This is a genomic window from Pedobacter psychrodurus (assembly GCF_032678585.1).
Taxonomy (GTDB): domain Bacteria; phylum Bacteroidota; class Bacteroidia; order Sphingobacteriales; family Sphingobacteriaceae; genus Pedobacter; species Pedobacter psychrodurus_A.
In genome coordinates this window covers 14,496-39,010 of sequence record NZ_JAVTSN010000050.1, presented here as the reverse complement: position 1 = coordinate 39,010, position 24,515 = coordinate 14,496, and the positions used below count along the sequence as shown (strand labels likewise).

General features: G+C 41.9%; 25 protein-coding genes. 21 read left to right on the top strand and 4 right to left on the bottom strand.

Annotated features, from left to right (window positions below; translation table 11 throughout):
* Positions 1 to 61 precede the first annotated feature (61 nt).
* The gene (locus tag R2S57_RS25245; protein ID WP_316847697.1) at positions 62 to 505 is read left to right on the top strand and encodes an SRPBCC domain-containing protein; all 444 of its coding nucleotides are present in this window, start codon (positions 62 to 64) and stop codon (positions 503 to 505) included.
* Between the two features lie 521 nt (positions 506 to 1,026).
* Entirely contained in the window at positions 1,027 to 1,800 is a 774-nt protein-coding gene (locus tag R2S57_RS25240; protein ID WP_316847696.1) for a carbonic anhydrase family protein, read from the top strand.
* 461 nt (positions 1,801 to 2,261) lie between these two features.
* Here R2S57_RS25240 and R2S57_RS25235 read toward each other — a convergent pair whose 3' ends face one another.
* From R2S57_RS25235 to R2S57_RS25225, 3 genes are all read right to left on the bottom strand, one after another.
* Complete coding sequence (locus R2S57_RS25235) at positions 2,262 to 2,993, bottom strand: DUF6261 family protein (RefSeq protein ID WP_316847695.1); 732 nt, start codon at positions 2,991 to 2,993, stop codon at positions 2,262 to 2,264.
* Positions 2,994 to 3,050: 57 nt separating this feature from the next.
* Entirely contained in the window at positions 3,051 to 3,296 is a 246-nt protein-coding gene (locus tag R2S57_RS25230; protein WP_316847694.1) for a hypothetical protein, read from the bottom strand.
* 333 nt (positions 3,297 to 3,629) lie between these two features.
* Positions 3,630 to 5,564, bottom strand: a complete 1,935-nt coding sequence (locus tag R2S57_RS25225; protein ID WP_316847693.1) for a hypothetical protein — start codon at positions 5,562 to 5,564, stop codon at positions 3,630 to 3,632.
* Positions 5,565 to 6,084: 520 nt separating this feature from the next.
* Between R2S57_RS25225 and R2S57_RS25220 the strand changes: the two genes are divergently transcribed.
* From R2S57_RS25220 to R2S57_RS25170, 11 genes are all read left to right on the top strand, one after another.
* Entirely contained in the window at positions 6,085 to 6,702 is a 618-nt protein-coding gene (locus R2S57_RS25220; protein WP_316847692.1) for a YceI family protein, read from the top strand.
* A gap of 23 nt (positions 6,703 to 6,725) precedes the next feature.
* The gene (locus R2S57_RS25215) at positions 6,726 to 8,042 is read left to right on the top strand and encodes a hypothetical protein (protein ID WP_316847691.1); all 1,317 of its coding nucleotides are present in this window, start codon (positions 6,726 to 6,728) and stop codon (positions 8,040 to 8,042) included.
* A gap of 58 nt (positions 8,043 to 8,100) precedes the next feature.
* Positions 8,101 to 8,688, top strand: coding sequence for a YceI family protein (locus R2S57_RS25210; RefSeq protein ID WP_316847690.1), 588 nt, complete (start codon positions 8,101 to 8,103; stop codon positions 8,686 to 8,688).
* A 241-nt stretch (positions 8,689 to 8,929) separates the two neighbouring features.
* Entirely contained in the window at positions 8,930 to 9,607 is a 678-nt protein-coding gene (locus R2S57_RS25205) for a response regulator transcription factor (RefSeq protein WP_316847689.1), read from the top strand.
* A complete protein-coding gene (locus R2S57_RS25200) occupies positions 9,604 to 10,857 on the top strand; it encodes a sensor histidine kinase (protein ID WP_316847688.1) in 1,254 nt (417 codons plus the stop codon). Before R2S57_RS25205 ends, R2S57_RS25200 begins: the two co-directional genes overlap by 4 nt.
* A gap of 8 nt (positions 10,858 to 10,865) precedes the next feature.
* The gene (locus R2S57_RS25195) at positions 10,866 to 11,537 is read left to right on the top strand and encodes a cytochrome b/b6 domain-containing protein (RefSeq protein WP_316847687.1); all 672 of its coding nucleotides are present in this window, start codon (positions 10,866 to 10,868) and stop codon (positions 11,535 to 11,537) included.
* 292 nt (positions 11,538 to 11,829) lie between these two features.
* The gene (locus R2S57_RS25190) at positions 11,830 to 12,255 is read left to right on the top strand and encodes a ubiquinol-cytochrome c reductase iron-sulfur subunit (RefSeq protein ID WP_316847686.1); all 426 of its coding nucleotides are present in this window, start codon (positions 11,830 to 11,832) and stop codon (positions 12,253 to 12,255) included.
* Positions 12,256 to 12,261: 6 nt separating this feature from the next.
* Positions 12,262 to 12,690, top strand: coding sequence for a thioredoxin family protein (locus R2S57_RS25185; protein ID WP_316847685.1), 429 nt, complete (start codon positions 12,262 to 12,264; stop codon positions 12,688 to 12,690).
* A gap of 6 nt (positions 12,691 to 12,696) precedes the next feature.
* Positions 12,697 to 13,629: an FAD:protein FMN transferase gene (locus R2S57_RS25180; RefSeq protein ID WP_316847684.1), complete on the top strand. Its 933-nt coding sequence runs from the start codon at positions 12,697 to 12,699 to the stop codon at positions 13,627 to 13,629.
* Positions 13,630 to 13,631: 2 nt separating this feature from the next.
* Positions 13,632 to 13,862 carry a DUF4266 domain-containing protein gene (locus tag R2S57_RS25175; protein ID WP_316847683.1) on the top strand — a complete coding sequence of 77 codons (231 nt, stop codon included), beginning with the start codon at positions 13,632 to 13,634 and terminating at the stop codon, positions 13,860 to 13,862.
* Positions 13,863 to 13,876: 14 nt separating this feature from the next.
* Positions 13,877 to 15,088, top strand: a complete 1,212-nt coding sequence (locus tag R2S57_RS25170; protein WP_316847682.1) for a DUF3570 domain-containing protein — start codon at positions 13,877 to 13,879, stop codon at positions 15,086 to 15,088.
* A 62-nt stretch (positions 15,089 to 15,150) separates the two neighbouring features.
* On the opposite strand, the gene R2S57_RS25165 is transcribed toward R2S57_RS25170, so the two are convergent.
* Complete coding sequence (locus R2S57_RS25165; protein ID WP_316847681.1) at positions 15,151 to 15,516, bottom strand: helix-turn-helix domain-containing protein; 366 nt, start codon at positions 15,514 to 15,516, stop codon at positions 15,151 to 15,153.
* Between the two features lie 203 nt (positions 15,517 to 15,719).
* Here R2S57_RS25165 and R2S57_RS25160 point away from each other — a divergent pair, with 203 nt between their 5' ends.
* The 8 genes from R2S57_RS25160 (at position 15,720) to hemN (ending at position 24,513) form a co-directional block, all read left to right on the top strand.
* Complete coding sequence (locus tag R2S57_RS25160) at positions 15,720 to 16,595, top strand: universal stress protein (protein WP_316847680.1); 876 nt, start codon at positions 15,720 to 15,722, stop codon at positions 16,593 to 16,595.
* A 56-nt stretch (positions 16,596 to 16,651) separates the two neighbouring features.
* On the top strand, positions 16,652 to 17,671 hold the full coding sequence (gene adhP, locus R2S57_RS25155; protein WP_316847679.1) for an alcohol dehydrogenase AdhP: 1,020 nt from the start codon (positions 16,652 to 16,654) through the stop codon (positions 17,669 to 17,671).
* A 30-nt stretch (positions 17,672 to 17,701) separates the two neighbouring features.
* Positions 17,702 to 18,157 (top strand): pyridoxamine 5'-phosphate oxidase family protein, encoded by a 456-nt coding sequence (locus tag R2S57_RS25150; RefSeq protein WP_316847678.1) that lies wholly within the window; start codon positions 17,702 to 17,704, stop codon positions 18,155 to 18,157.
* 176 nt (positions 18,158 to 18,333) lie between these two features.
* Positions 18,334 to 20,115, top strand: coding sequence for a hypothetical protein (locus R2S57_RS25145; RefSeq protein ID WP_316847677.1), 1,782 nt, complete (start codon positions 18,334 to 18,336; stop codon positions 20,113 to 20,115).
* A gap of 55 nt (positions 20,116 to 20,170) precedes the next feature.
* Positions 20,171 to 21,373: a PAS domain-containing sensor histidine kinase gene (locus tag R2S57_RS25140; protein WP_316847676.1), complete on the top strand. Its 1,203-nt coding sequence runs from the start codon at positions 20,171 to 20,173 to the stop codon at positions 21,371 to 21,373.
* A gap of 5 nt (positions 21,374 to 21,378) precedes the next feature.
* Positions 21,379 to 22,410 (top strand): response regulator, encoded by a 1,032-nt coding sequence (locus R2S57_RS25135; RefSeq protein ID WP_316847675.1) that lies wholly within the window; start codon positions 21,379 to 21,381, stop codon positions 22,408 to 22,410.
* A gap of 328 nt (positions 22,411 to 22,738) precedes the next feature.
* On the top strand, positions 22,739 to 23,167 hold the full coding sequence (locus R2S57_RS25130) for a lactate dehydrogenase (protein WP_316847674.1): 429 nt from the start codon (positions 22,739 to 22,741) through the stop codon (positions 23,165 to 23,167).
* Complete coding sequence (gene hemN / locus R2S57_RS25125; RefSeq protein ID WP_316847673.1) at positions 23,167 to 24,513, top strand: oxygen-independent coproporphyrinogen III oxidase; 1,347 nt, start codon at positions 23,167 to 23,169, stop codon at positions 24,511 to 24,513. The genes R2S57_RS25130 and hemN overlap by 1 nt, the downstream gene beginning before the upstream one ends.
* The last annotated feature ends 2 nt before the right edge of the window (positions 24,514 to 24,515 follow it).

Here is a 24,515-nt window from a genome sequence, read left to right as displayed (position 1 = left end):
TATGCCTCTCGTTTAGTAACCCGCATTGGGAAAAACCGATTATACATTTAATTGAAATAAAATGGAACAACAAAAAGATTATAGCACATCAATCCTGGTTAATAAAACATTGGAAGAAGTATTTAACGATATCAATCATGTGAGCGGATGGTGGCAAGGAGAAATTAAAGGCGACACCGAAAAACTGGGCGATGAATTTACCTATCAAATGGGCGAGGTTCACTTTTCTAGACAAAAGGTAATCGAATCGCTGCCCGGAAAAAAGGTAGTATGGCTGGTTACCGATAGCGAAATCAGTTTTGTATCTGATCAAAAGGAGTGGGTAGATACGAAGATCGTGTTTGAGATCAGCCCGGAAGGTGATAAGACCAGATTAACTTTCACCCATCAGGGACTTGTGCCAGCAATCGAATGTTATGGCAGCTGCTCCGGCGCCTGGCAAAGCTTAATTGAAAAAAGCCTGTTCAGTTATATCCTTACCGGCAAAGGCGTAGAGGTGTTTTAAATGATGAACTTCAAAGCGTTGGTTTCTTGGGCTGGGTGATGGTGCCTGAATGTAATTTAATCCTTTGGCTCGGCTAGAGTGGTCGTCATCCGATAGCTATCGGATCCCGCGCAGGCGGAAATCGTAATGTATACAAATATCAGCCCTGTTTTAAGCCAGAGGTGCAGAGACTTGCGTTAGATTGGGTGCTTTAAAATCTGCGATAATCTGTGTGATCTGCGGGAGAACTTTTTTGGTTAATTTGTTCCCGCAGATTTAAATTGATTCACGCAGAAGCCGAAGGATTTTACCATATAAACCATTTAAGAAACATATAAGCTTATATGGTCTTATATTTCTGATATGGTTAACAATGAATGTTTAATCAGAAAAAGGTCTTCGACTACGCTCAGACTGACAAAACGTAATGTAAGTCTTGGCGGGCGGTGGCGCTAAGAATTGCGCCAAAATTGATAACAGGAAATTCCAAACGCTTTAATGTTTAAATATTTTTCTAAATTTAATCATTATATCAAGCCCATATGAAAACCTTTTTTTTCGCTTTCCTAATCATTCCAGCCATCCTCCTAAATGCATGCAAGCAAAACAATTCGACCATAAAACATGATGGAATTGATCAGGAAGATACGCTAACCATTGCTACAGAAGATATTCTGACTTCAGATGTTTTAACAAAAGAAGAACAGTCAAAACTTAAACCTGCTGATGTGTTAAACCGCTTAAAGCAGGGCAATATCGATTTTACGAAAGACAACCTAACCATTCGCAATACCACAGAAAGGGTAAGAAAAGCTTCGCTTGGGCAATACCCGAAGGCAGTTATATTGTCGTGCCTGGATTCGAGAGTGCCGGTAGAAGATGTTTTTCACAGTGGAATCGGCAACCTCTTTGTGGCCAGGGTAGCGGGTAATATTATCAATGATGATATTTTGGGAAGCATGGAATATGCCTGCAAAGTTTCCGGGGCCAAGCTTGTACTGGTACTGGGCCACGAATATTGCGGTGCCATTAAATCCGCTATTGATGGCGTAAAGTTGGGTAACATCACTAAGTTGCTCGAAAAAATTAATCCCGCTGTGATCAGCGCCAAAAGCACCTTTAAAGGCGAAACTGTGTCTTCAAATCCATTATTCGTAGAAGCCGTTTGCGATGAAAATGTAAAACTGTCTATTCAGGAAATTAGAAACAGGAGCGCAATTTTGAAGGAAATGGAATCAAAAGGTGAAATATTAATTGTGGGGGGAGTTTATGACATGAACTCAGGGAGAGTCGAAATATTTGAGCCTGTTAAGTAAAGCGTCACATCAGCAGAATATAGCTATGGAAAAAGTACACTCACTAGCGTAAGTCTTAGTGGTTAGGACGATGTGGGCCGGTAGACTTGTACTTTTAAATGTTTATTTAATGAAAGCACAAGTCAGGCCTTTACTTGGGCCTGGACTCTAAGACTTGCGCTAGAGTGGGTACTTTAAAATCTGCGGTGATCCGCGGGAGAACTTTTTTGTTTAATTTGTTCCCGCAGATCTAATTTGATTCACGCAGAACAGCTTAATCATCCTGAGGGGTCTGGGGCGCTAAGACTTGCGCTATATGAGGGAGAAAGATTCTTCGCTGTGCTCAGAATGACAGATGCTCAGAAGCTGCTTCATCTCCTTTGAATTTTGCTTTAAAATCTGCGATGATCTGTTTAATCTGCGGGAGAAGCTTTCAGTTAACCGGTTAAACAATTAACCAGTTAACCAAAAACGCAAAATCATTACCCCGTTACTTCTGTACCGCCAGTGCCAGCGGTGCGGCGGGTTTGCAATAACGTGTACGTGCTAATATTCTGGTTCAGCAAGTTTACGGTGGTTGCCCATGGCTCTGCACCATCGTTAATATCGAGGTTAGAATTGATCCGTGTGCGGAGTTTGTAGTACAGGCTGTTCGCCGTATTGCGCAGTTCCTTTAATTTTTCGGTGGGTGCCATGGCCAGTTCTTCATTCCTTTTGATATAGGCCAGATTAAATTCATTGTTGGCCGTTTCGAGCTCGGTTAGCCAGCTGCCCAGGTTTAAAGCGCTTACCGCTTCCTGCAGTTCAGGTTTGTTCTTCCAGTCGTTGGCAATATTGCGCAGAATAGTGGTTTCGCTCTGGTAATTTTCTCTTGCTATGCTGGAGCCGAAAAGCGCCAAATGAGCCGAAAGGGTTTTACCATGTTTGTTCACTACCGCATCGGCACTGTACGATAAACTTTGCACCTGCAAACTGATGCCGGTGATGGCATCATCCCTACGTTTATCCATAGCTTCTAACTCTTCGGTTACCAAACTGGCCTGACTGATTTTAAATAGCTTTTCAACATTATCTTTTGCTAAACGCAAGGCTTCGTACTGTGTACTAACGTTAAGCTTTTCTGGATTGTTTTTCGATACGATATTTAAGGTATCGGTTATAAACTGGATATACTCTCCATTTCTGAGCGTTTGTAATGCTAAATTGTTAATCATAGTAGATTGATTAATGTTTTTTATTGTTTAATAATGATTTCTAGCTGCACATTGCGGCTAGTCATCATGACCTTCATGATTTGTCGCTTCATGCTGCAGTAGGCTTTCATGATACTCATGATTTGCCGCTGCACATTGCAGGGAGCTTTCATGACCCTCATGCTGAAGCACTGCACACTGCAGCGAGCTTTCCTGATCTTTTGCCCTTTTTAAACAAAAAAGATGCTTTTCCAGATGTTTTTCTGTTGCCCTTACAGCTTTTCCCAAACACGGAGGTGCCCTAATCAGGCCTTTTATTGCCATAGCTAATTAATTTATGGGTATAAAACCCGTTAATACATTTTGGGATAAATGGTTGGAGCGCAAGAGAAAAAATTGCTGCTCAGTAAAATTGGGATATGATAAGACTAAAATAACGAAATGGTTAGTTTATGTCAAGAGATATTTTGAATTAGTATCGTCATCCCCCTCACTAGCGCAAGTCTTAGTAGCCAGGACGATGTGGGCTGGCTGACTTGTGCTTTCTAATACTTAATTAGTTGAGATTTTTTGAAGAGATTAATATGTATATTTAATGAAAGCACAAGTCAAGCCTTTGCCTAGGCCTGGGCGCAAAGACTTGCGCTAGAAGGTTTATTAGGGAGAAACTGGAGTCACGCTGATATTGTCAAACAAATTGTGATCGTAGGAACTGGCAATAAAAGCCATTCCCTTGCTATTTGATTTGTCTGTAACGGTGGTTAATTTTATACCATCCACAAATCCGGTAATCTGGTCACCTTTCATTTCCAGGCGCATGTGGTGCCAGCTGGCAGGGTTAAAGTATTCAATCTGTCCGGAAGCCAGGGTGCTGTATTGCCAGTTGAGCTGCCATCTGCCATCCCGTGCGAGAATCAATCGCAGGCCCAGTTTATTTCGGTCGGCATAGCGGCCACCTATCTCCACTTCACCGCCATCAATTAGAACATCGCCTTCAATTCCATAATCCTGCCAGTTTACATCACCGATCAGGCTGTGCGGCTTTAGCAACCAATTGCCATACCAGAGGATACCCTGGGCAGGCACAATCTGTGCAAGACACATTCCGCCATTGGGATATTGATAGGTCTCGAAAGTTCCTTTTTGATCCGAAAAAAACCGTGGTGTTTCACCAAGCTTATAACTGCTGAAATCTTCTGTATATGGAAATGGGAAGGGTTTGTTTTCTGGAGGAGTGCCAAATGTACCTTTTGTTTGTCCGGTGGTAGTCGTGATGGTATAGATTGCATCAGCTTCTAATTCCAGCTCTAGTGTGTTTTGATGTAGCTTTAGTGGTTTTTGGCGTAGAAACTGTTCTTTCTCGGTAGATTTCCACAAATAAACAGGCCCACTTTTAAGCCCTTTAGCAATTGCAATCTTCACCTTTTGTTTTTCTCCGGTTACGAAAACTACCGACCAGTCTCCGGTTTTTGGATCCCGCATGGCCACATGGCTGCCACGCCAGGTATCGGTATTGAACTGCCCGCAAGCCTGATCCATATATACCCAGCCAGGTTCTGCAAATTGTGTGGTATGCGCCAGTGCCCATATCGATGACCATACCGTATAATGACCACTCCATGGCGAATCTGCCTGCATTGCTCCAGTACTCGCCCAGTCAATCTGGTTGTAAATACCATCTAAGGGAGACCAGATTTCGAATTTTGTGACGCGGTCGCGCGTATAGAGTTTATTCATTAGCCTGGCCAGGTACAAAGAACCATTTCCGCCCCATTGCTGCCCCGACTGGCTCCATTCCTCGCTTGCCCATAGCGGTTTGCCCGATTGTTTTGCTTTCTCTGTGGCAGGATGACTGCCTTTCTGATCGATTTCCCAGGGCTCGCGGCCATCCAGATAATGATAACCAACGGCACTGATGAGCTTATTAAATTCGCTATTTTTCTCAAAGTGGTCAAAAACCTGCCAGTATTCACTGTCATCATCAGGAGCCTGCAGTTTTACTTTTGAAAAACCATGGGCATCTAATGTAGGTCTTAAACTTTTGGCGATCCAGTTCAGGTCCGTTCCATTTTCATTTTGGGCCGCAGACATCCAGTTGATTTCCAGTCCGTAATGTTTGCGGGCAACGTCCAAAAATGAAACCATCCAGTCTGCAGACTCCTGGGAAAAGGGATGGCCAACCCAGTTGGGATAAGCCCATGGTAGACAATCCAATATCACTTTCGGGTTGCGTTTGCGCGCTTCCGCCATTAACCAGAACTCGTAACCCCGAGGTTTAGGGTCGAGCATTTCCCCGCGTGTAACCGCATGAGAAGGCTCACTGCCACAGGTAGAATTTTCGCCACTGCCTATTTCGACTTTGAGGTGCTGAAAACCAGCACCAAATTTTGGTTTGAATAGAAAGTCAAGAACTTCGGAGCGTTGCTTTTGAGGGTAATCGAAAAGGTTACGGGTAGAAGCACCTGCACTCACGGCACCAATTCCTTCAAAAACCCTTCCCTTATCATTTGCATCTAAAGTGATGGTTGTTTGTGCATCAATATCTGCCATCATCAGGAGCGACAGGATAAGAAAAGTTACAGGTGTTTTCATAAAAATGAGGCGTTTCGGTTTAAATATTTTAGCGAATATAATCTATAAGCGTATAAGAAGTGTTCAGAGAATGAAAGTTTTAGAAATGAAAAAAGCCTGAAATCTTTCGGTTTCAGGCTTGATCTAGGTTTTGATACCTCGGCGGAGAGTGGGGGAACTGAACCCCAGCTTAAAATCTTGCTCTATGTGGTTTAAAAGACACTTATGGTAATTGACTCACCGAATCACTCACCAGTACTTTCTTACTGCAAATGCTATCCACTAAAGTTAGGTATTTAATGTTTAAATTCAAAGTACCAATTTAATAGATAAGAATCATTTTTGTCGAAATGACTACCCATTGCCGCATAAGTAAGCTTGGAATAATGCTATTGCTATGCTGTTGATTTATGGTATTGATAATCAGTTTGTTTGATTTATCAAAAAGTAATGAGTATCAGTTTTCCCTCTGTCGCTCCTCACAAAAATTGGACGTAGAACGGGGTAGGTTTGACCAACAGTTTGACCCAATAACCCTGCTATGAAAACAATCAAAATATTCCAGAAAAAAATCAAGCCTATTCTACTATTGTTGATGTTCTCGCCGCTGGCAACAGTAGCGCAAACGGCCTATCAGCTTACGCAATCAAATAGCAGTTCAGTAAAGGTAACAGGTACATCCAATGTGCATGATTGGTCGATGATATCCAAACAGTTCGAGAGTACGGGTACTTTTAACTTCAATTCCCTTGGTGAAATGACCGATGTAACTGCACTAAAATTTACCCTGGCGACCAAGAGTCTCAAAAGCGGGAAATCTGGTATGGACGAACGTACTTACAAGACGCTGAATGAAAAGGAATTTCCTAAAATAAGCTATCGGCTCACCTTCGCGACAGTTACTATGGTGCAGGCAAACCGGTATTCGATCCAAACTACGGGGATACTGTCCATTGCGGGTAAAACACAGAGCCTTTCGATGAAGGTAATGGCTTTGGTAAATGCCGATGGTTCGATCAGTTGCCACGGCAGTGAGAAATTAATGCTCACCGATTATGGCATTGAACCACCAAGTTTTATGCTAGGTGCCATGAAAGTGGGGAATAACCTCGTTATCCATTTTGAACTCGATTATGCTAAAGTTTCGTCAGCAAAATAATACCCATCAATAAACAGAAGATCATGAAAAATAAATTTACCCTGGTTTCGGTACTTATTGCCGCAATTGCAAGCTTATATGGAATTAAGGTGCATGCACAGGTTGCTAATCTGAGGCCGTATGACAAATCCGGTATTAATGTGTTTGAAGCACCCAAAGATAGCAATGCCGTATTCAATAAAATAAAGGTTCAGTTTGGTGCAGGCTTTACACAATCGTTTCAGGGGCTGAAGCACGAAAATCTATCGGGTGGACTCTATAAAATTACGCCAGGTTTCAATACCGCAAATGCCAATCTTTTTATGGACGTGCAACTCGCTGATGGGATCAGGCTTAACCTCACAAGTTATCTTTCTTCCCGTCACCACAACGAAACCTGGGTTAAGGGTGGATACATCCAGTTTGATAAGCTGCCATTTAAGGGTAAAATCTGGGAGGATATCATGTCGGTAACTACTATCAAGATCGGACATATGGAAATCAATTATGGCGATCAGCATTTCCGCAGGTCTGATGGCGGACAAACACTCTATAATCCTTTTATTGAAAATTACATCATGGATGGCTTTACCACTGAGATTGGTGGAGAAGTTTTAGTGAGCAAAAATGCGCTGTTTGGTTTAATCGGCGTTTCCAATGGGATGATCAAAGGTAACATCGACAGTCTGATCGCAACCTCGCAGGATGCAAACGTGCATAAATCGCCAGCCGTTTACATAAAGGGTGGTTTTGATAAACAATTGAACAGCGACTTGAGGGTACGTTTAGCCGCTTCTTATTACAGCAATAATAGTTCGGGCGGCCAAACGCTATATGGTGGCGACCGTACGGGTTCAAACTATTTTATGGTATTGGAAAAAGTTGGCGCTGTTAGTACCACGAACGCTTTTTCAGGCCGTTTTAATCCTGGTTTTACCAAAAAAGTAAATGCCTTTCAGCTAAACGGATTTATAAAACTACAGGGACTGGAACTTTTTGCAACCTATGAAAACGCGAAGGGCAGATCAAAAACTGAGACTGATAGCAGGGGAGCGGAGCAGATGGCCATAGATGGCGTATATAGGTTCGGCAAGACAGAAAATTTTTTTATCGGGGCAAAATATAATGTGGTTAAGGTTGCAATGGCAGATGTAGCGGCAGCAGGAACAACTCCTGCAATCGTTTACAGCGGTGATGTAAAAATAGACCGTATTGCTTTTGCCGCCGGCTGGTTTATGACCAAAAATATATTGTTAAAAGGCGAGTACGTAAGCCAGAAGTATAAAGATTTTCCACTCACAGATTTTCGTAGCGGTGGAAAATTCAAAGGTTATGTGATCCAGGCCGTTGTAGGGTTCTAACCAATAAGCCATTGGGTAGGAGCGATCTGTTCCTACCTTTTTTAAAAAAAAAATCTTGATGAAGCCACTTTTAACCATCCTTTTTTTTCTATTGGCCAGCTTGAGGCCAGCAGGAAAAATCAAAAGTACCTCTAGATGGGTAGTGAGCGAAAACAGTATGCTCACCGTTAATGGAACCACCAATATAAACCGGTTTTCCTGTACAGTCCTGCGTTATCCCAAAACCGATACGGTTCTAGTTGCAAAGGATAAAACAGATCATATTATGCTCTCCGGGACCTTAAATCTTGAGGTGAAGAATTTTGAATGCAACAGTACAATGATGACTAAACAGTTATTGAACACCCTGCAGCAGAATAAATTTCCAACCCTTAAGATCAAATTCCTTTCTTTAAAAGAAATCCCTTCGGTAGGTCAGCGTAATTTTCTCAAAGGTGATGTCGAGATTACCCTTTCAGGGATATTAAAGAGATTTGAAATCTGTTATCAGGTAAATGTTAAACAGGGCTTAATGGAGCTAACTGGACAACAGCCAATCAATTTTTCAGATTTTAATCTGATCCCTCCAAAGAAAATGGGTAGGCTCATCCAGGCAAAAGACCAGCTTGTGGTGATTTTTTTCTTGAAAATGGAACAGGTAGGGTAGTTTAGATTGATAAACCCGGTATGGATTATAAAGTATTTTATATCTTTATCAAAAATAGATTCTCGTAAATCTTTGTGTCAACAAATCAGGTTGGCATACTCTACAAGTACTTACACCCCGAATAACCCATTGCAGCGACTAATGGGAATAACATTTAAATTTGGCAGGATATATATGCCGGTTTGCTGTTTTTTTTCAAACTTCAAAATGTCTTCAGTATCTTATAGCATATTTGCCAATCATGAAGATCCTCATTATTGAAGACGAGCCTGGCCTGCAGCGCAGTATAGCCCAATACCTTATGGCTGAGGGTAATCTCTGCAGTATGGCTTCAACCTATGCCGAGGCCCTTGAACGGCTTAGCGTGTATGAGTACGACTGTGTGCTACTGGACCTGACCCTTCCCGACGGGGAAGGCCTTCAGATATTGAATTATCTTAAAAGAATGAACAGGCCCGAAGGGGTGATTATTATCTCGGCAAGAAATTCCATTGATCAAAAAATAGAAGGCTTAAGCAGTGGTGCGGATGATTATCTGATCAAACCCTTTCACCTCTCTGAGCTGAATGCCCGAATCCTTGCAGTAGTGCGCAGAAAGAGTGCGCAGGGCTACCGCCATATCGAATTTAATGAGATCAGGATAGATCTTGATGCTAATGAGGTGCTTGTGAAAGGCAAAGTGGTATACATGACAAAAAAAGAATTCGATCTTTTGCTTTATTTTGTTTCCAATAAAGGTAAGGTGATCTCGAAATCTGCCGCTGTAGAGCATATCTGGGGTGATGATTCTGATATGGCAGATAGCTTTGATTTTATATATACCCACATCAAGAACATCAGAAAAAAGCTGATTGATGGAGGAAGCAAAGATTATTTTCAATCAGTGTATGGTGTCGGATATAAATTTATAAACTTATGAAGCTCTTCACGCGATATAACCGGATCCTGATGATCATCAGTCTTTTTGGGCTGCTGCTCATCGGCTTTCTTTTTTATCGGATGCTCGCATACTATCTTGATCAGCAGATCGACCACGACTTGGTAGAGGAGATTATGGAGGTGAAGGAATATTCAGCAGAGGGGAACTTTTATCAGCCGCACGAATTTGAGGACCTGATTGTTCAGTATAAAAAGATAACAAAAGCTTATCCTTCCAGCAGTTACGCAGATACGGTATTTTACAATCCGGTAAAGCACCGTACAGAGACCGCAAGATATCTTAAAACAGAACTGGAGCTTGTTGGGCAACCTTACCAGATTTTGGTTATTGCCTCAAAATTTGAACGGCAGGAACAGATCAGGAATGTCTGTCTGATTATCGTGATACCTGTTATGTTACTTTTTGCGCTGGTTCTTATGGTTAACAGAATTTTGCTCAAAAAGATCTGGACACCTTTTGAGCAGCTTTTGAAGAATATTACTTCATTTAACATCAACCATGACCAACCTTATGACCCAGTTGATATGCCTGTTGAAGAATTCAGGCAGCTTAACAGGGTATTGGTGGAACTTTCGGGAAAAGTGAAATCTGATTATAATGAGATCAAGCTATTTACCGAAAATGCATCGCACGAGATGATGACGCCGTTAGCCGTAATCAATTCGAAACTTGATAATATGCTCCAATCAAATGTTCTGGGCAAAGAAGATGGCGAAACCCTGGTTGAATTATATAAGGCTACTTCACGTTTGACCAAGCTTAATCAATCGCTTTTGCTTTTGGTTAAAATTGACAACAATTTACTCCAGGATAAGGAACAGATTAACCTGAAATTACTGATAGAAGAAAAGGCTGTTTATTTTCATGAACTTATCTCTGAACGGTATATAACCCTCGATATGATGTTAGCAGACATAACCACATCTGCAAGCCGGCAACTGCTGGAAATATTGATCAACAACTTATTTAGCAATGTCATCAGGCACAATTACGATGGAGGGAAAATTGAGATCAGCCTTGATGCAGAAAAAATTGTATTTGCCAACACTGGCCATAATCCGGCACTCGATCCTGATAAAATATTCGATCGGTTTTATAAGGACCATGCTTCTGAAGGTACAGGTTTGGGGCTTGCCATTCTCAAGCAGATCTGTAACCGGCAACAGTATCTGCTTGATTATTTCTATCGTCAGGACCTGCACACGTTTACGATTGTATTTAATGATTAATTTTTTTTATGGCCATTATCGCACCTTTAAATCAGGAAATCGGAGAGATCAAAAAAGAAAAAAAATATGCATCAACTGCACGTTTCTGGCATTGGATAAATTTCATTGTGATGGCAGGATCACTCCTCACCGTGCTCATCAACTCCTTACTTTTCGACCGTACACAGCGTACTTTTGTAAAAGTAGAACTAATGAATGCAGGTGCTACTGTGAACGATAAACAGGCTGCCGCGGTAACCCATGGCCTAGAAGATCAGGTATGGGGGATACACATTTATTTCGGTTATGCCTTAGCTGCACTTTTTCTTTTCAGGCTAATCGCCGAATTCTTCCTGCCTGCTGGACAAAAACTATTGCACAAACTCAAAAAAGCTTACCGCGCTTATTTTATCTTAAAAAAGGAAAGGGAAATGGCGAAGCACGAACTGGTGGTAAAGGGCTTATATCTCATCTTTTATTTGTTGCTGTTAACGATGGTTGTTACCGGTTTGCTATTGGCTTTTGAAGATTATACGAACATCCCGGAAAACCTCAACCACAGCATAAAGGAATTCCACGGCTTTTGTATGTACCTTATACTGGGCTTTATTGTTCTTCATCTGGCAGGGGTGTTTCTAGCCGAGCGACAGGGTGGAAAAGGAATTGTTTCGGATATGATCAACGGAGGGGATGATAAATAATTTATAGATCAATTCAATTGATTTAAAAACACTCTTAACAAATATTTAACACGTTTACTGGACCAACTTCAGAATGTCTTCAGATTTTGTCGATAGTTTTGTTACGTGAAGTCAATCTAGTATCCAAATTTCTGGATAATTGGATGGCTAAAGTACACGGAGCCCTAATGCTTTTTTATAGATAGAATTTTACAAATATTTTTCAGGCTTTGCTCGTCGATACTAAACCCTTATCTACCGGGGCATTGGCTGAGTATCTGATTGAATTGCTTATTTTAACTATATAAAGCTTATGGACAGAAAAGTTTTTCTTAACAGTATCGGGATGAATGCCGCGGCTTTTGCCCTGATTACTTGCCTAGGTTGTAAGAAAACTGATGGCAGTAGCTCATCGGACACTTCAGGGCCAACGGGAGTAAATTTTACGCTCGACTTAAGTTTGTCTGCCAATGCTGCACTGCTAAATAATGGCGGATCTTTGCTGTCGAATGGGGTTATTGTAGCAAAAACCAAAACCGGGGCTTACATTGCCGTGCAACGTTCATGTACACATGAAAGCTACACATTGACCTATCAGTCGGCAAATAGCCGGTTCTATTGTCCAAACCATGGCGCTATCTTTTCAGAGAGCGGGGCCGTTACAAATGGCCCGGCATCACGTTCATTAACCGTTTACAATACCCAGCTTACGGGTACCACTTTAAAAGTTTATTCTTAAAATCATATGAGACTACTTTTTGTTGCCCTTTTTGGGTTATTGTCTGTTCCCGCATTATGGACGGGGAATTTTTCGGAAGCGCAGAAACAGGCCAAAGCAACGCATAAGCAGATCCTGATCAATTTTTCGGGTTCCGATTGGTGTGGCCCATGTATCCGTTTGCGCAAAGAAATTTTAGAATCTGAAAGCTTTGAGCAGTATGCAGCTGCCAATCTGTTGCTCGTAAGGGCCGATTTTCCAAGGCAGAAGAAAAACCAGTTGCCCAAAGAGCAGATCAAGCTCAATGAGTCACTTGCAGAAATTTATAATAAGGACGGCAAGTTCCCCTACACCGTTCTGGTAGATGAAAATGGAAAGGTGCTGAAAAGCTGGGACGGCTTTCCTGATGAAACGCCGCAGGCTTTTGTATCCGAAATTGATAAATTAAAAAAATAAGTTAAAATGACTACACCTGTTTCTGTAAACCGGATACTGAAGCTCATGGGAAACCGATTTGAGTTTACGGTGATCGCCGAGCACGTGCAGGCGGGCAATGCTGCAATTGATGTTGCCATTGCGGAAGTGAGAAGGATAGAATACCTGCTCACCACTTTCAGCGATCTTAGTCAGACGAGTCTGATCAATGAAAACGCGGGGCTTAAACCTGTAAAAGTAGATGATGAAATGGTCAGTCTTATCGAACGTTCCATCAGGATATCAGAAATTACCGATGGCGCATTCGATATCAGTTATGGATCTATAGATAAGCGGCTCTGGAACTTTGATCCCAATATGACCAGCCTGCCTGATGAAGAAACTGCATTGGCTTCTGTAGGGCTGATCGATTATCGGAATGTGATCCTGAACAAGGATAAATCGACTGTCTTTTTAAAAAATAGGGGCATGCGTATCGGCTTTGGCGGGATTGGGAAAGGATACGCGGCGGATAAGGCGAAGATCGTGCTGCAAAAGCTGGGCATTAAAAGTGGAATTGTAAATGCAGCTGGCGACCTGGTTACCTGGGGAACCCAGGCTAATGGTCATCCCTGGACAGTAGGTATTGCAGATCCTGAACAAACCGACAGAGCATTTTCTGCACTGAAGATCAGTGATATGGCGATTGCCACTTCGGGCAGTTATGAAAAATATGTGACGATAAATGGCAAGCGCTATTCACACACGATAGATCCCAAGACCGGACTGCCGGTAAGTGGTGTGAAGAGCGTGAGTATCATCTGCCCAAGTGCCGAGCTGGCTGATGCACTGGCAACACCTGTGGTAGTGATGGGTGTAAAGGTTGGCCTCGAGCTGATCAACCAGATTAAACAAGTGGCCTGTATTGTTATCGACGATAATGACAGGGTTTTTACCTCAAACAATATTAATGTGATATAAATATGAAAAGTTCCAGAACATTTTTTTTCCTGTCTATCTCGGTATTTTCGATCATCGGCTTGCTGAGCGCCTGTAGTAGTGTAAAACCTTATCAAAAAAGTAAACTTAACGATGCGGATATGATCCTTTCAGCCCGAAAGGCCCAGAAATTTGAACAGAGTTTTCAGCTTTACCGGGAGGGTGCTTCAGGTGCAAACGGGGGCAAAAGCGGTGGCGGTTGCGGATGTAATTAACGCGCTCTAAGAAAATGAGAAAAATATATCTTCATGTGCTTTTCATGTACTTCGGTATATTGAGCACCTATGCACAAACCAGACCGGAAGCCGCAAAAGTAGACAGCAGTAAATACCAGTCGAGAAAGTTAAAGATAGACGAGATTAATCTCGTTTCTGCTTATTATCATCAGGACGGCAATAATTCTGCAGTAACAGGTGGTATCGGTACCGAAAAACTGAGTGATTTTGCCAATACCATCGATCTGCAGATGTCGAAGTTTAACAAAAGAGGTAAAAAAAACACTTTCCTTTTTGAGCTTGGTGTAGATCATTATACTTCGGCCTCTTCTGATAAAATCGATCCAAGCACCATTTCTTCGGCCTCTTCTGCTGATACCCGTATTTATCCTTCCTTAAACTGGACACACTCTAATGAAGAAACAGGGAACTCCTTTGGTTTTACAGGATCTTATTCAACAGAGTTCGATTATCAGTCGATGGGCGCGGCTTTTAACCTTACACGTTTATCAAAAGATAAAAATACGCAGTTTGATTTCAAACTTCAGGCCTTCCTGGATCAATGGACGGTTATCCTGCCATTAGAACTTCGGACGGGCAATACCGGAAGGGGAGGTGAGCAATATGATACCGCCCCAAGGAATTCCTTTAGTGCGTCGTTCTCCATCTCGCAGGTAATCAACCAAAAATTTCAGGCTTCCCTGATTTTGGAACCATCCTATCAAAAAGGTTTGTTGGCCACTAGATATCAGCGTGATTATTTTACAGATGGTTCGATGCGCTCAGAAACTTTGCCCGATAAGCGTTATAAACTACCAATAGGTTTGCGGATGAATTACTTTTTGGACGACCGTTTTGTAATACGTACATTTTACCGGTATTATATGGATAACTGGGGGATAAGGGCACATACGGCAGAACTCGAAATTCCCGTGAAGATCAATTCGTTCTTTTCAATCAGTCCTTTCTACCGTTACAATAACCAGGTGGGAACCAAGTATTTTGCGCCCTATGGACAGCATCAGGCTTCGGAGCAGTATTTTACCAGCGATTATGACCTATCAACCCTTAGCAGTGATTTTTATGGCGCAGGTATTAGGTTTGCTCCACCAAAAGGTGTTTTTGGCTGGCAAAGGTTGAACATGCTCGAATTAAGATACGGCCACTATTCCCGCTCAACAAGTCTGGTTTCGAACATTGTATCGTTAAACCTCAAGTTTAAATAAGATTGTTTAATAGGATTGACATTTAGATAAATCGGTGATGATCAATAATTGATCAGGCTGGTTTATCTAAACTGTCCTTTCTCCAACAGCGAAATCGTACTGAGCTGAATCTTGTTTAACCTTTCCTGAAGTTCCAGTGCTTTGTTCTTCTCATTGAGCAAAGCCTTCAAGCGGTCTACTTCTGCCGTGAGCTTATGTTTCTCTTGCAACTCGATCTTCGAGAACACCTTTCCACTTTCGTAATAGCTGAAAAAATTATAGTTCAGGATTTCGCTGACGCGCACTAGTGTAAGGATATCGATGGTTGCGGTATTCAGTATTTCCTGTGCTTTTGTTTTGCTGATCTCAAGCGCTGTGGCAATGTCTGAAACAGAGATATCTTTCTGCTTCATTTCTTTCCAGATCATTAAGCCTATATGAACACTCATTTTCTATAAGGGAATAATTTAAAAGACTGAAATTACAGAAAGGATAATGAATCTGGCCTTTTTTGTGGTAATGATAATTAGTCTAAATATCCCTTTGTCATACTCATCATGCATTGGATAACGATCATTTTAATAACTGATGTGGCTCATATTTTTAACCTTGGGTTTTTCCAAACTTTATATACAACAAAAAAGAGCTTAATATGAAAAAGATCCTGGTACCTGTTGATTTCTCTGCAACAGCGGAGAACGCAGCCGATTATGCAACTGATTTGGCCCATGGTATTGGTGCCAGGGTAGAACTGTTAAATGTTTTTCAGGTTCCGGAGTTTTCTCCTGTTGCAGCCTCCCTGGTATGGCCGATTGAAGAATATCAGCTTATCGAAGATGATGCAAAAAAAGCACTGGAAAAGCTTGTGGAAAGAGTTGAAGAAAAATATAAAAAGGCCCATCATGAGTTTGGTTTTAAAGCAGAAGTTTTTGGGCGATCGGTTCGTGGCGAAGTTGAACAAGAGGTTTATAAATATTTTACTGAGGGTAAAATGAACCTCGTTGTGGCCGGACTAAACCCTGCGGATAAGTTCACCAAAATACTCATAGGCAGTGTGGCCAGGAAAATCATTGGGCAGGAAATACCAGTTTTACTCATACCTGCGGGATATCGGTTTAAAAAACCTAAAAAAATAGCTTTTGCAACAGATTTTAGCCATAGTGATATCCCTGTTTTATGTGCGCTTGCCGAGTTCGCAAAACCCTTTGATGCCGATATTCTCATCATGCATACCGAAGATTCAATATCCAACCCGATTGATGCTAAACAAAACACCGAAGATTTTTTAAATCGGGTTGCCGACAGGGTTAACTACAGGCATATTTATCATAGGCATTTAAACAGCAAAGGAGTTAGAGAAGGTTTGGATTGGATCGTAGAAAACGGTCAGATCGATATCCTGGCCATGGTACACCGGAAACATAGCTTTTTTTATCGCTTGCTCAACGGCAGCCATACGCTGAACTTGTCTAATCACATTCAGATCCCCCTTTTGACTTTACCGCCAGAACACAAGATTCCAATGTAGTGGCCAGTAAATGAACAAAATCAATTCCTAAACAAAAAGAAATGTATCCTAAAACAATGAAAGCCGCAGTTATCCATGAATATGGAGGACCACTGGTCATAGAAGAACTTCCGGTTAGACCACTCAATCAATATGAGATTCTGGTAAAAGTAATTTCATGTGGCGTATGCCATACCGATTTACATGCCTGCAATGGCGACTGGCCCGTAAAATCAAAAATGCCCCTGGTACCTGGTCACGAAGCTATCGGACTGGTAGCTGCCATGGGCCATGATGTTAAAAGTGTTAAGGAGGGAGAGGTAGTTGGTGTGCCATGGTTATACAGTGCCTGCGGCTGTTGCGAATTCTGTTTAACAGGCTGGGAAACATTATGCTACGAACAACAAAACGTTGGCTATAGTGTTAACGGAGGTTTCGCAGAATATGTAATTGCAGATTCGAGATATGTTGCTCATTTTCCTTCACATGTAAATTTTGCAGAAATGGCACCGATTATCTGTGCCGGCGTTACCGTTTATAAAGGCTTAAAAGAAACCGAGGTTAAAGCGGGAGAGTGGGTTGCCATATCGGGCATCGGCGGACTTGGCCATCTTGGTGTTCAGTATGCAAAAGCCATGGGCTTTCAGGTTGCTGCAATTGACATATCAAACGATAAACTGGAGATGGCCAGAAAACTCGGTGCCGACATTGTAGTGAACGCGCTTGAGCAGGATCCTGGCGAGTTTCTTAAAAAACAGACTGGTGGCATGCATGGTGTATTGGTTACTGCCGTAACACCTGTTGCTTTTAGTCAAGGGCTTTCGGCATTACGCAGAAAAGGCACCTTAGCGCTAAACGGTTTACCTCCAGGTAGTTTTGGCCTTCCGATATTCGATACTGTGCTGAACCGGATCACCATTAGGGGCTCTATAGTGGGCACCAGAAAAGATATGCAGGAAGCTATTGAGTTTGCCGTAGACGGAAAGGTAAGGGCGCAGGTTAAACTGGCAAAACTCGAAGACATTAACGAAGTATTCGAACAGATGAAAAAGGGTGAGATCGAAGGCAGGATTGTGCTGGATATTTCGGGCGATTAGTGTTTATTAGCAGTATTTAATCATAAGAAAATGTTAGGAAAACTAGAAGAAGAGGAGATAGAAAAACTCCTTAGCGAACAATATATAGGCCGTTTGGCCTGTCATGCCCATGGTGTGAGTTACATTGTGCCCATTAATTATGTGTACAGCAGCGGCATGGTTTACGCACATTCTGCTCCGGGCCAGAAAATCAGGATGATGAAAAGTAATCCCCAGGTCTGCTTTCAGACTGACCAGATCCGTGATACCTATAACTGGAAAAGTGTGGTGTGCTGGGGGAAATTTGAGGAAGTTACCGATGCTGGCGAAAAACAAAGAGCACTTCAGGGCATTATCCACCGGATGATGCCTTTAACCAATACCCCATCAGAGCAGCCCTCACATGGCACTGGAAAAACCGATGCTTATGATGATGAAATCATTGTATTCAAAATTGTCCTTCACCTTAAAACCGGTAGGTTTGAGGTTAATGATAGCAGTAATTGATAAATTTAATCATGATTTCAATATTCTAATCGGTCATCATTGCCTCGAAAAATGATAGAACTCATTTTTTGTGTTGACAGGCATCATCACTGGGATACGCTAATTACAATAGTTTTGCTTTCGAAATTATTTGACCTTTCGTTACGAAAGGTCATACTCATATATAACGAAATACGATGCCACATTCATTCCATATCCCTGTATTGGGCTTAGGCTATTCTATCGACACCCCTTTAAAAGTTGCCAGGTATGGCATTTCCTCCGTGCTTTCTATTGTTGATGACGAACTGATCGAGCGCATGCGCGCTTATCACTCAGCGAAACGCGCTGTTCCTTTCGTAGCGATTCCAAAAGAAGCAACAAACAGCCGGAGCCAACGCATCACCGCCTACCTTAACTTTTTGCAGGAAACCATAACCGAAGATTTTAAAGCCTTAAAGCTGCAGGATTTTACAATCGGAAGTGATATTTGTCGCTATTTCGATTTACTGCCTGATACTTCTAAATTAAAACATGGTTACGACCTGATGTTGGAATATCCCGAAGGTGAAACCAAACAGACCTTTGGATCGCTTTTGAAAAATGCGATGCGGATGGGGGCTATTGATGTGAATATCATGGCCAAGGTAGATAAAATGAACTTTATAGATAGAGAATACTCTGGCGATTTCAATACCGATGCCTTATCAGCCTTACGTGGTTTTGCCGAAAGTAAACTGAATGCCTCCGTTATACTCTCTGCCGGTATGAACCCTAAATTATACAGCTATATAGAAAATTTTGAAGATTTTTTTCCAGATGCAAGTGAGAACCTTAAAAAGAAAATCACTTTAAAGGTCAGCGACTTCAGATCGGCATTGATCCAGGCTAAATTTCTGGCAAAAAAAGGATTATGGGTATCGGAGTTCAGGATAGAATCGGGGCTGAACTGTGGCGGTCATGCATTTGCAACAGAAGGGTATTTATTGGGACCGATTTTAGAAGAATTTAAGCTCAAAAGAAAAGATATGTGTATGGAACTTTTTACCATGTACCAATCTGCTTTGGCACAAAAGGGGATCCAAACACAAAAACAGCCTAAACAACGGATCAGTGTTCAGGGTGGTATCGGTACCGCGGCAGAACACGAGTTCCTCCTGCGGTATTATAATCTCGATGCCACGGGATGGGGGAGCCCTTTCCTGTTGGTGCCCGAGGTAACCAATGTAGATGCCGGAACACTGGCGCAATTGGCTGGTTCTACAGAAAGCGACTTTTATCTGAGTGGCGCTTCCCCGCTGGGTATCCGGTTTAATAATTTTAAAAACAGTACAATAGATCACCAGCGTATCGAGCGGATCGAAAAGGGTCGTCCGGGGAGCCCATGTACCAAAAAATATCTTTGTAATAACACAGAGTTTACCGAGCAGGCCATCTGTACGGCATCGCGCGAATACCAGCACTTAAAGATCAAAAGCTTAAAAACAGCAGGATTATCTACCGATGAATATCAAAAACAGTTTAAGCTGATAACCGAAAAAATTTGCCTTTGCGAGGGCTTATGTGCCTCCACCTATTTAAAATACAACATCGCTAAACCAAAAGAAAGTACAGCGGTAGCCATTTGTCCGGGGCCAAACCTCGCTTATTTTTCTGATGTCTATTCATTTGACGAAATGGTTGGCCATATCTATGGAAAAATTAACCTGTTGGCACAGGTAGAAAGGCCACATCTGTTTATCAAAGAGCTTAATCTTTATATCGATTATCTGCAGGAAGACATTAAACAGCAGTTGCAAAACTTCAGCGATAAAAAAATAAAACAGTTAAACGGGTTTAAATCACAGTTGACAGAAGGGATTAATTATTACAAAAAACTATTCAGCGAAGTTACCGATCAGGCATCAGGGGAGTTGAAGGGGATTTATGAACAGTTGGCAAACTCGAAAGACAAAATGGATAGGTTGATCGTAGGATAATAAAAAAAGATCGGGAATAACTTTTCTATATTTACCAAGATATACTTGATGCGAAATGGACAGGTCGAAATTTTTGGATGCGATTATTGAAAATGCCATTGATGGGATTATTACCATTGATGATAGGGGGATTATAGAACATTTAAATCCGGCTGCGCTGGAGCTTTTTGGCTATAGCAGGGAAGAGCTGGTAGGCAAAAATGTATCGGTTTTAATGCCAGAGCCCGATCATTCCCGCCATGACGGATACCTATCCAGGTATGAACACACCGGCGAGAAACACATCATCGGAACCGGGAGAGAAGTTTCTGGCAAACGCAAAGACGGTTCTGTTTTCCCGTTTCGGCTGGGCGTAAGCGAAATCAAATTTAGCGACCGGAAAATTTACACCGGTTTTATCCACGATCTGAGTAAAGAAAAGGCCAATGAAGAGCAGATCAGAAGTTATACCGAAAAATTAGAGGTTAAGATCAAAGAACGTACGCACGATCTGGTTAAACTGGTATCAGAACTAGAGATGGCCAAAGAGAATATGCAGGCTCTTTTTCAAAAGGAAAAGGAACTCAATCAGCTCAAAACGAGGTTTGTATCTATGGCTTCGCACGAGTTTAGGACGCCGTTAAGCTCCATTCAGTTATCAGCCTCTTTAATCGATAAATACACCAGCAAACAGGATGTAGCCAGTGTAGAGAAACATACCTTAAAAATCAAAAATTCGATCAATAACCTCACTACGATCCTGAATGATTTCCTGTCATTAGAAAAACTCGAGGCAGGAAAAGTTGAAGCATCTGCTCAATCTTTCAATATCATCAGTTTTGCTGAAGAAATTGCTGAAGAAATGCAAATGATGACCAAACAGAATCAGCACATTATTTACGAACATACCGGTACAACCGCCGAAGTTTACCTCGATCCTAACCTGTTGAAAAACTGTGTGATTAACCTGATTTCCAATTCAATAAAATACTCAGGTGAAGATACGCTGATCCAGTTTAATTCCATTTTGAAAGATGATGAACTCATTTTGGAGGTAAAAGATAACGGGATCGGCATTCCTCAGGTAGACCAAAGCAACCTTTTCGAGCCATTTTTCAGGGCGCACAATACAGGCGATATTCCCGGAACAGGTTTAGGCCTCAACATTGTAAAAAGATATGTTGGCCTGATGGCTGGCACAGTAAGCTGCCAGAGCGAACAAAATTCAGGTACGGTTTTTACGCTCACCTTTTCCTTTGGAAATAATATCATAAACTAAGCCCCATGAACAAGAAAGTTTTGATTATCGAAGACAATGACGACATCAGGGAAAGTACGGCCGAAGTGCTTGATCTGGCCGGTTATGAAACCTTTACCGCTAAACATGGTAAGCTGGGTGTAGAAATGGCTTTAAACCATTTGCCCGATGTGATTCTCTGCGATATCATGATGCCGGAACTGGATGGTTATGGTGTACTGTATCTGTTGAACAAAAACCAGAAAACGGCCAATATTCCTTTTATTTTTATCACTGCCAAAACCGAACGGGCAGATATGCGGCGGGGTATGGAAATGGGGGCCGATGATTACCTGACCAAACCATTTGATGATATCGAACTTTTTAAGGCGATAGAAAGCAGGTTTAAGAAAAAACAGCAATCGGCAGGTTTCAATCCGGCATCAGGCAATAGCGAAACGGTGATGGAAGAGCTTCGTAAGAAGGGCAAATCTAAACCAATAGCCAATAAACAGATTATTTATATCGAAGGAGATGAACCAACCCATCTTTATTATGTGGTTAAGGGCCAGGTTAAAACCTACAAACGTTTTAAAGATGGTAGGGAGCTTTCATCTAATCTCTATCGGGATGGTGATTTTTTTGGATACGAAAGCCTCTGCAATGGCGGGGTTTATACAGACAATGCGGCAACCTTAATTGAATCGGATATTATCCATATTCCAAAGGTAGATTTTATGGAATACCTGCTCAATCACCAAACGGTTTCAAAAACTTTTATCGGTTTGTTGTCGGGCAATATACGGGATAAAGGGAAACAAATGCTTCAGCTCGCCTATTCCTCGGTAAGAAAGCGTGTGGCAGAAGCATTGCTGCAGGTTGCAGCAAAATTTGGCGATGGTATTTCCGACAGTTGTACCATCCGGATTTCGCGCGATGACCTTGCCGCATTGGTAGGTACAGCCAGCGAAACCGTAAGCAGGATGCTTGCTGATTTTAAAGATGAAAAACTGATCGATAAAACAGGCAATGCTATAAATATCCTCTCGATCGAAAAACTCAGGAATATTAAACAGTAAAATGGTTATGAAGTTGGGTTAATCGGTTAACTGTTTAAATCGGTTAACAGTAAATTGCCAACTGTTTTATATTTGACAGCCTTCTCTTCTTGCGTCGTCATCCTTGCGCAGGCAGGGATCTTAATACTAATAATTACTGTACACAATTATTAGGGAATGTATCTGTCTAAGAGTTCAGACTCTGGACTAATCTAATCGGTTCTTTGGCTCCAAACGCCCAACTCCAACCGCCAAAGCACCAAAAGTAACTAAAATCACTTTTTTCTCTAAGCATTCTCATCTCTTGCATCTGCCATGGGCCATAGTTTTGTATATATAAACTCTGTATATGAAAGCTATAGCTTACAACATCAAACCCGATGAAAAGGAATGGTTGGTACTGGCCAATTATAAAAAACACGACATTACCATAATTGCAAACAGTTTAACAGCCGATACGCTTTCATTTGCAACAGGAAAGGAAGCCCTATTGGTTTTTAATAATGATGAGCTAAGTGAAGCGATGATTCTGGGGCTAAAAGCCCTGGGTATAAAATATATCGCAACCTCATCCTTCCAAACAGACCATCTTGATTTAAAAGCTGCCGGTTCTGCAGGCGTTAAAGTGGCAAACGTTCCTTTGGCATCCGGCGATTCCAGTGCTAAAGGACGGATGGAACAGGTAATCAAGAACCTCGATCAGTGGACTGCAGGTAAATGCGTAGGCAGTGCATGCTGCTGTCAAAACGAATGTTCTACCATAAAAGCGCTTAAATAATGGAAACTGCTGCACTCCTTAAAAAATACAATGTCGCCACACCCAGGTATACCAGTTATCCAACCGTACCTTACTGGGACATTGAAAATTTCAACACAAATGGCTGGTTGGCAAGCGTAGCTAATACCTATGCAAGCCATAAAGATGAAGGGATTAGTTTGTATATCCACCTTCCATTTTGCGAAAGCCTGTGTACTTATTGCGGCTGCAATACCAGGATTACCAAAAACCATGACGTAGAGGTACCCTATATCAATGCTGTACTGGCGGAATGGAAAATGTATGTAGATGCTTTGAGGGAGAAACCCAAACTAAAAGAACTGCACCTGGGTGGAGGAACACCTACTTTTTTTAGCGCAGAAAACCTCAAATTTCTCCTAAATGGCATTATGAAGTATGCAAGCCTCACCTCAGAAACAGAGCTTTCTTTTGAGGCTCATCCTGCCAATACCACCAGTATGCACTTAACTACCCTGTATAGTCTCGGTTTTAGAAGGTTAAGTTTAGGTATCCAGGATTTTGATCCTAAAGTACAGTTCCTAATCAACCGTTATCAAACGCCCGGGCAGGTAGCCGAAGTTACCGCAAGGGCAAGGGGAATAGGTTATACCTCTGTTAATTTCGACCTGATTTATGGCCTGCCCGGACAAACTATTAATGGATTAACAGATACCATAAATGAGGTGATCATTATGCAGCCAGATCGCATTGCCTTTTACAGTTATGCACATGTGCCATGGTTAAAGCCCGGGCAGAGGCATTATGATGAAAAAGATATTCCCATTGGTGATGAAAAGTTTGCCCTATACCAGCTGGGCAGGCAATTACTCGAAGAAGCCGGTTATAAAGACGTTGGTATGGATCATTTTGCGCTAAAAAGCGATTCTTTGTTCCAGGCGCTGACCGATCAGAAGCTTCACCGCAATTTTATGGGTTACACCAATCAACATACCCATTTACTGATCGGGCTGGGCGTTTCTTCAATTAGCGATAGCTGGACAGCTTTTGCGCAAAACCCAAAAACGGTTGAAGATTATCTGGATCAGATAGAACAGGGAATATTGCCTGTAGAAAAAGGACATTTCCTTAGCGGTGAAGATCTGGAAGTGAGAAAACATATCCTCAACATCATGTGCAGGGAAAATACTTTTTACAATGAAGGAATCCCAGAAGGGGTATATGGCAGGCTATTGCCCTTGTTGCGCGATAAGCTGGTATGGGTAAACGAAAAAGAAATCAGGATCACCACAAAAGGGAAATCTTTTCTCCGGAATATCTGTATGGCCTTCGATGAGAAACTGTGGCTTAAACAGCCAAAAACCGAATTATTCAGTTCATCAATTTAAAA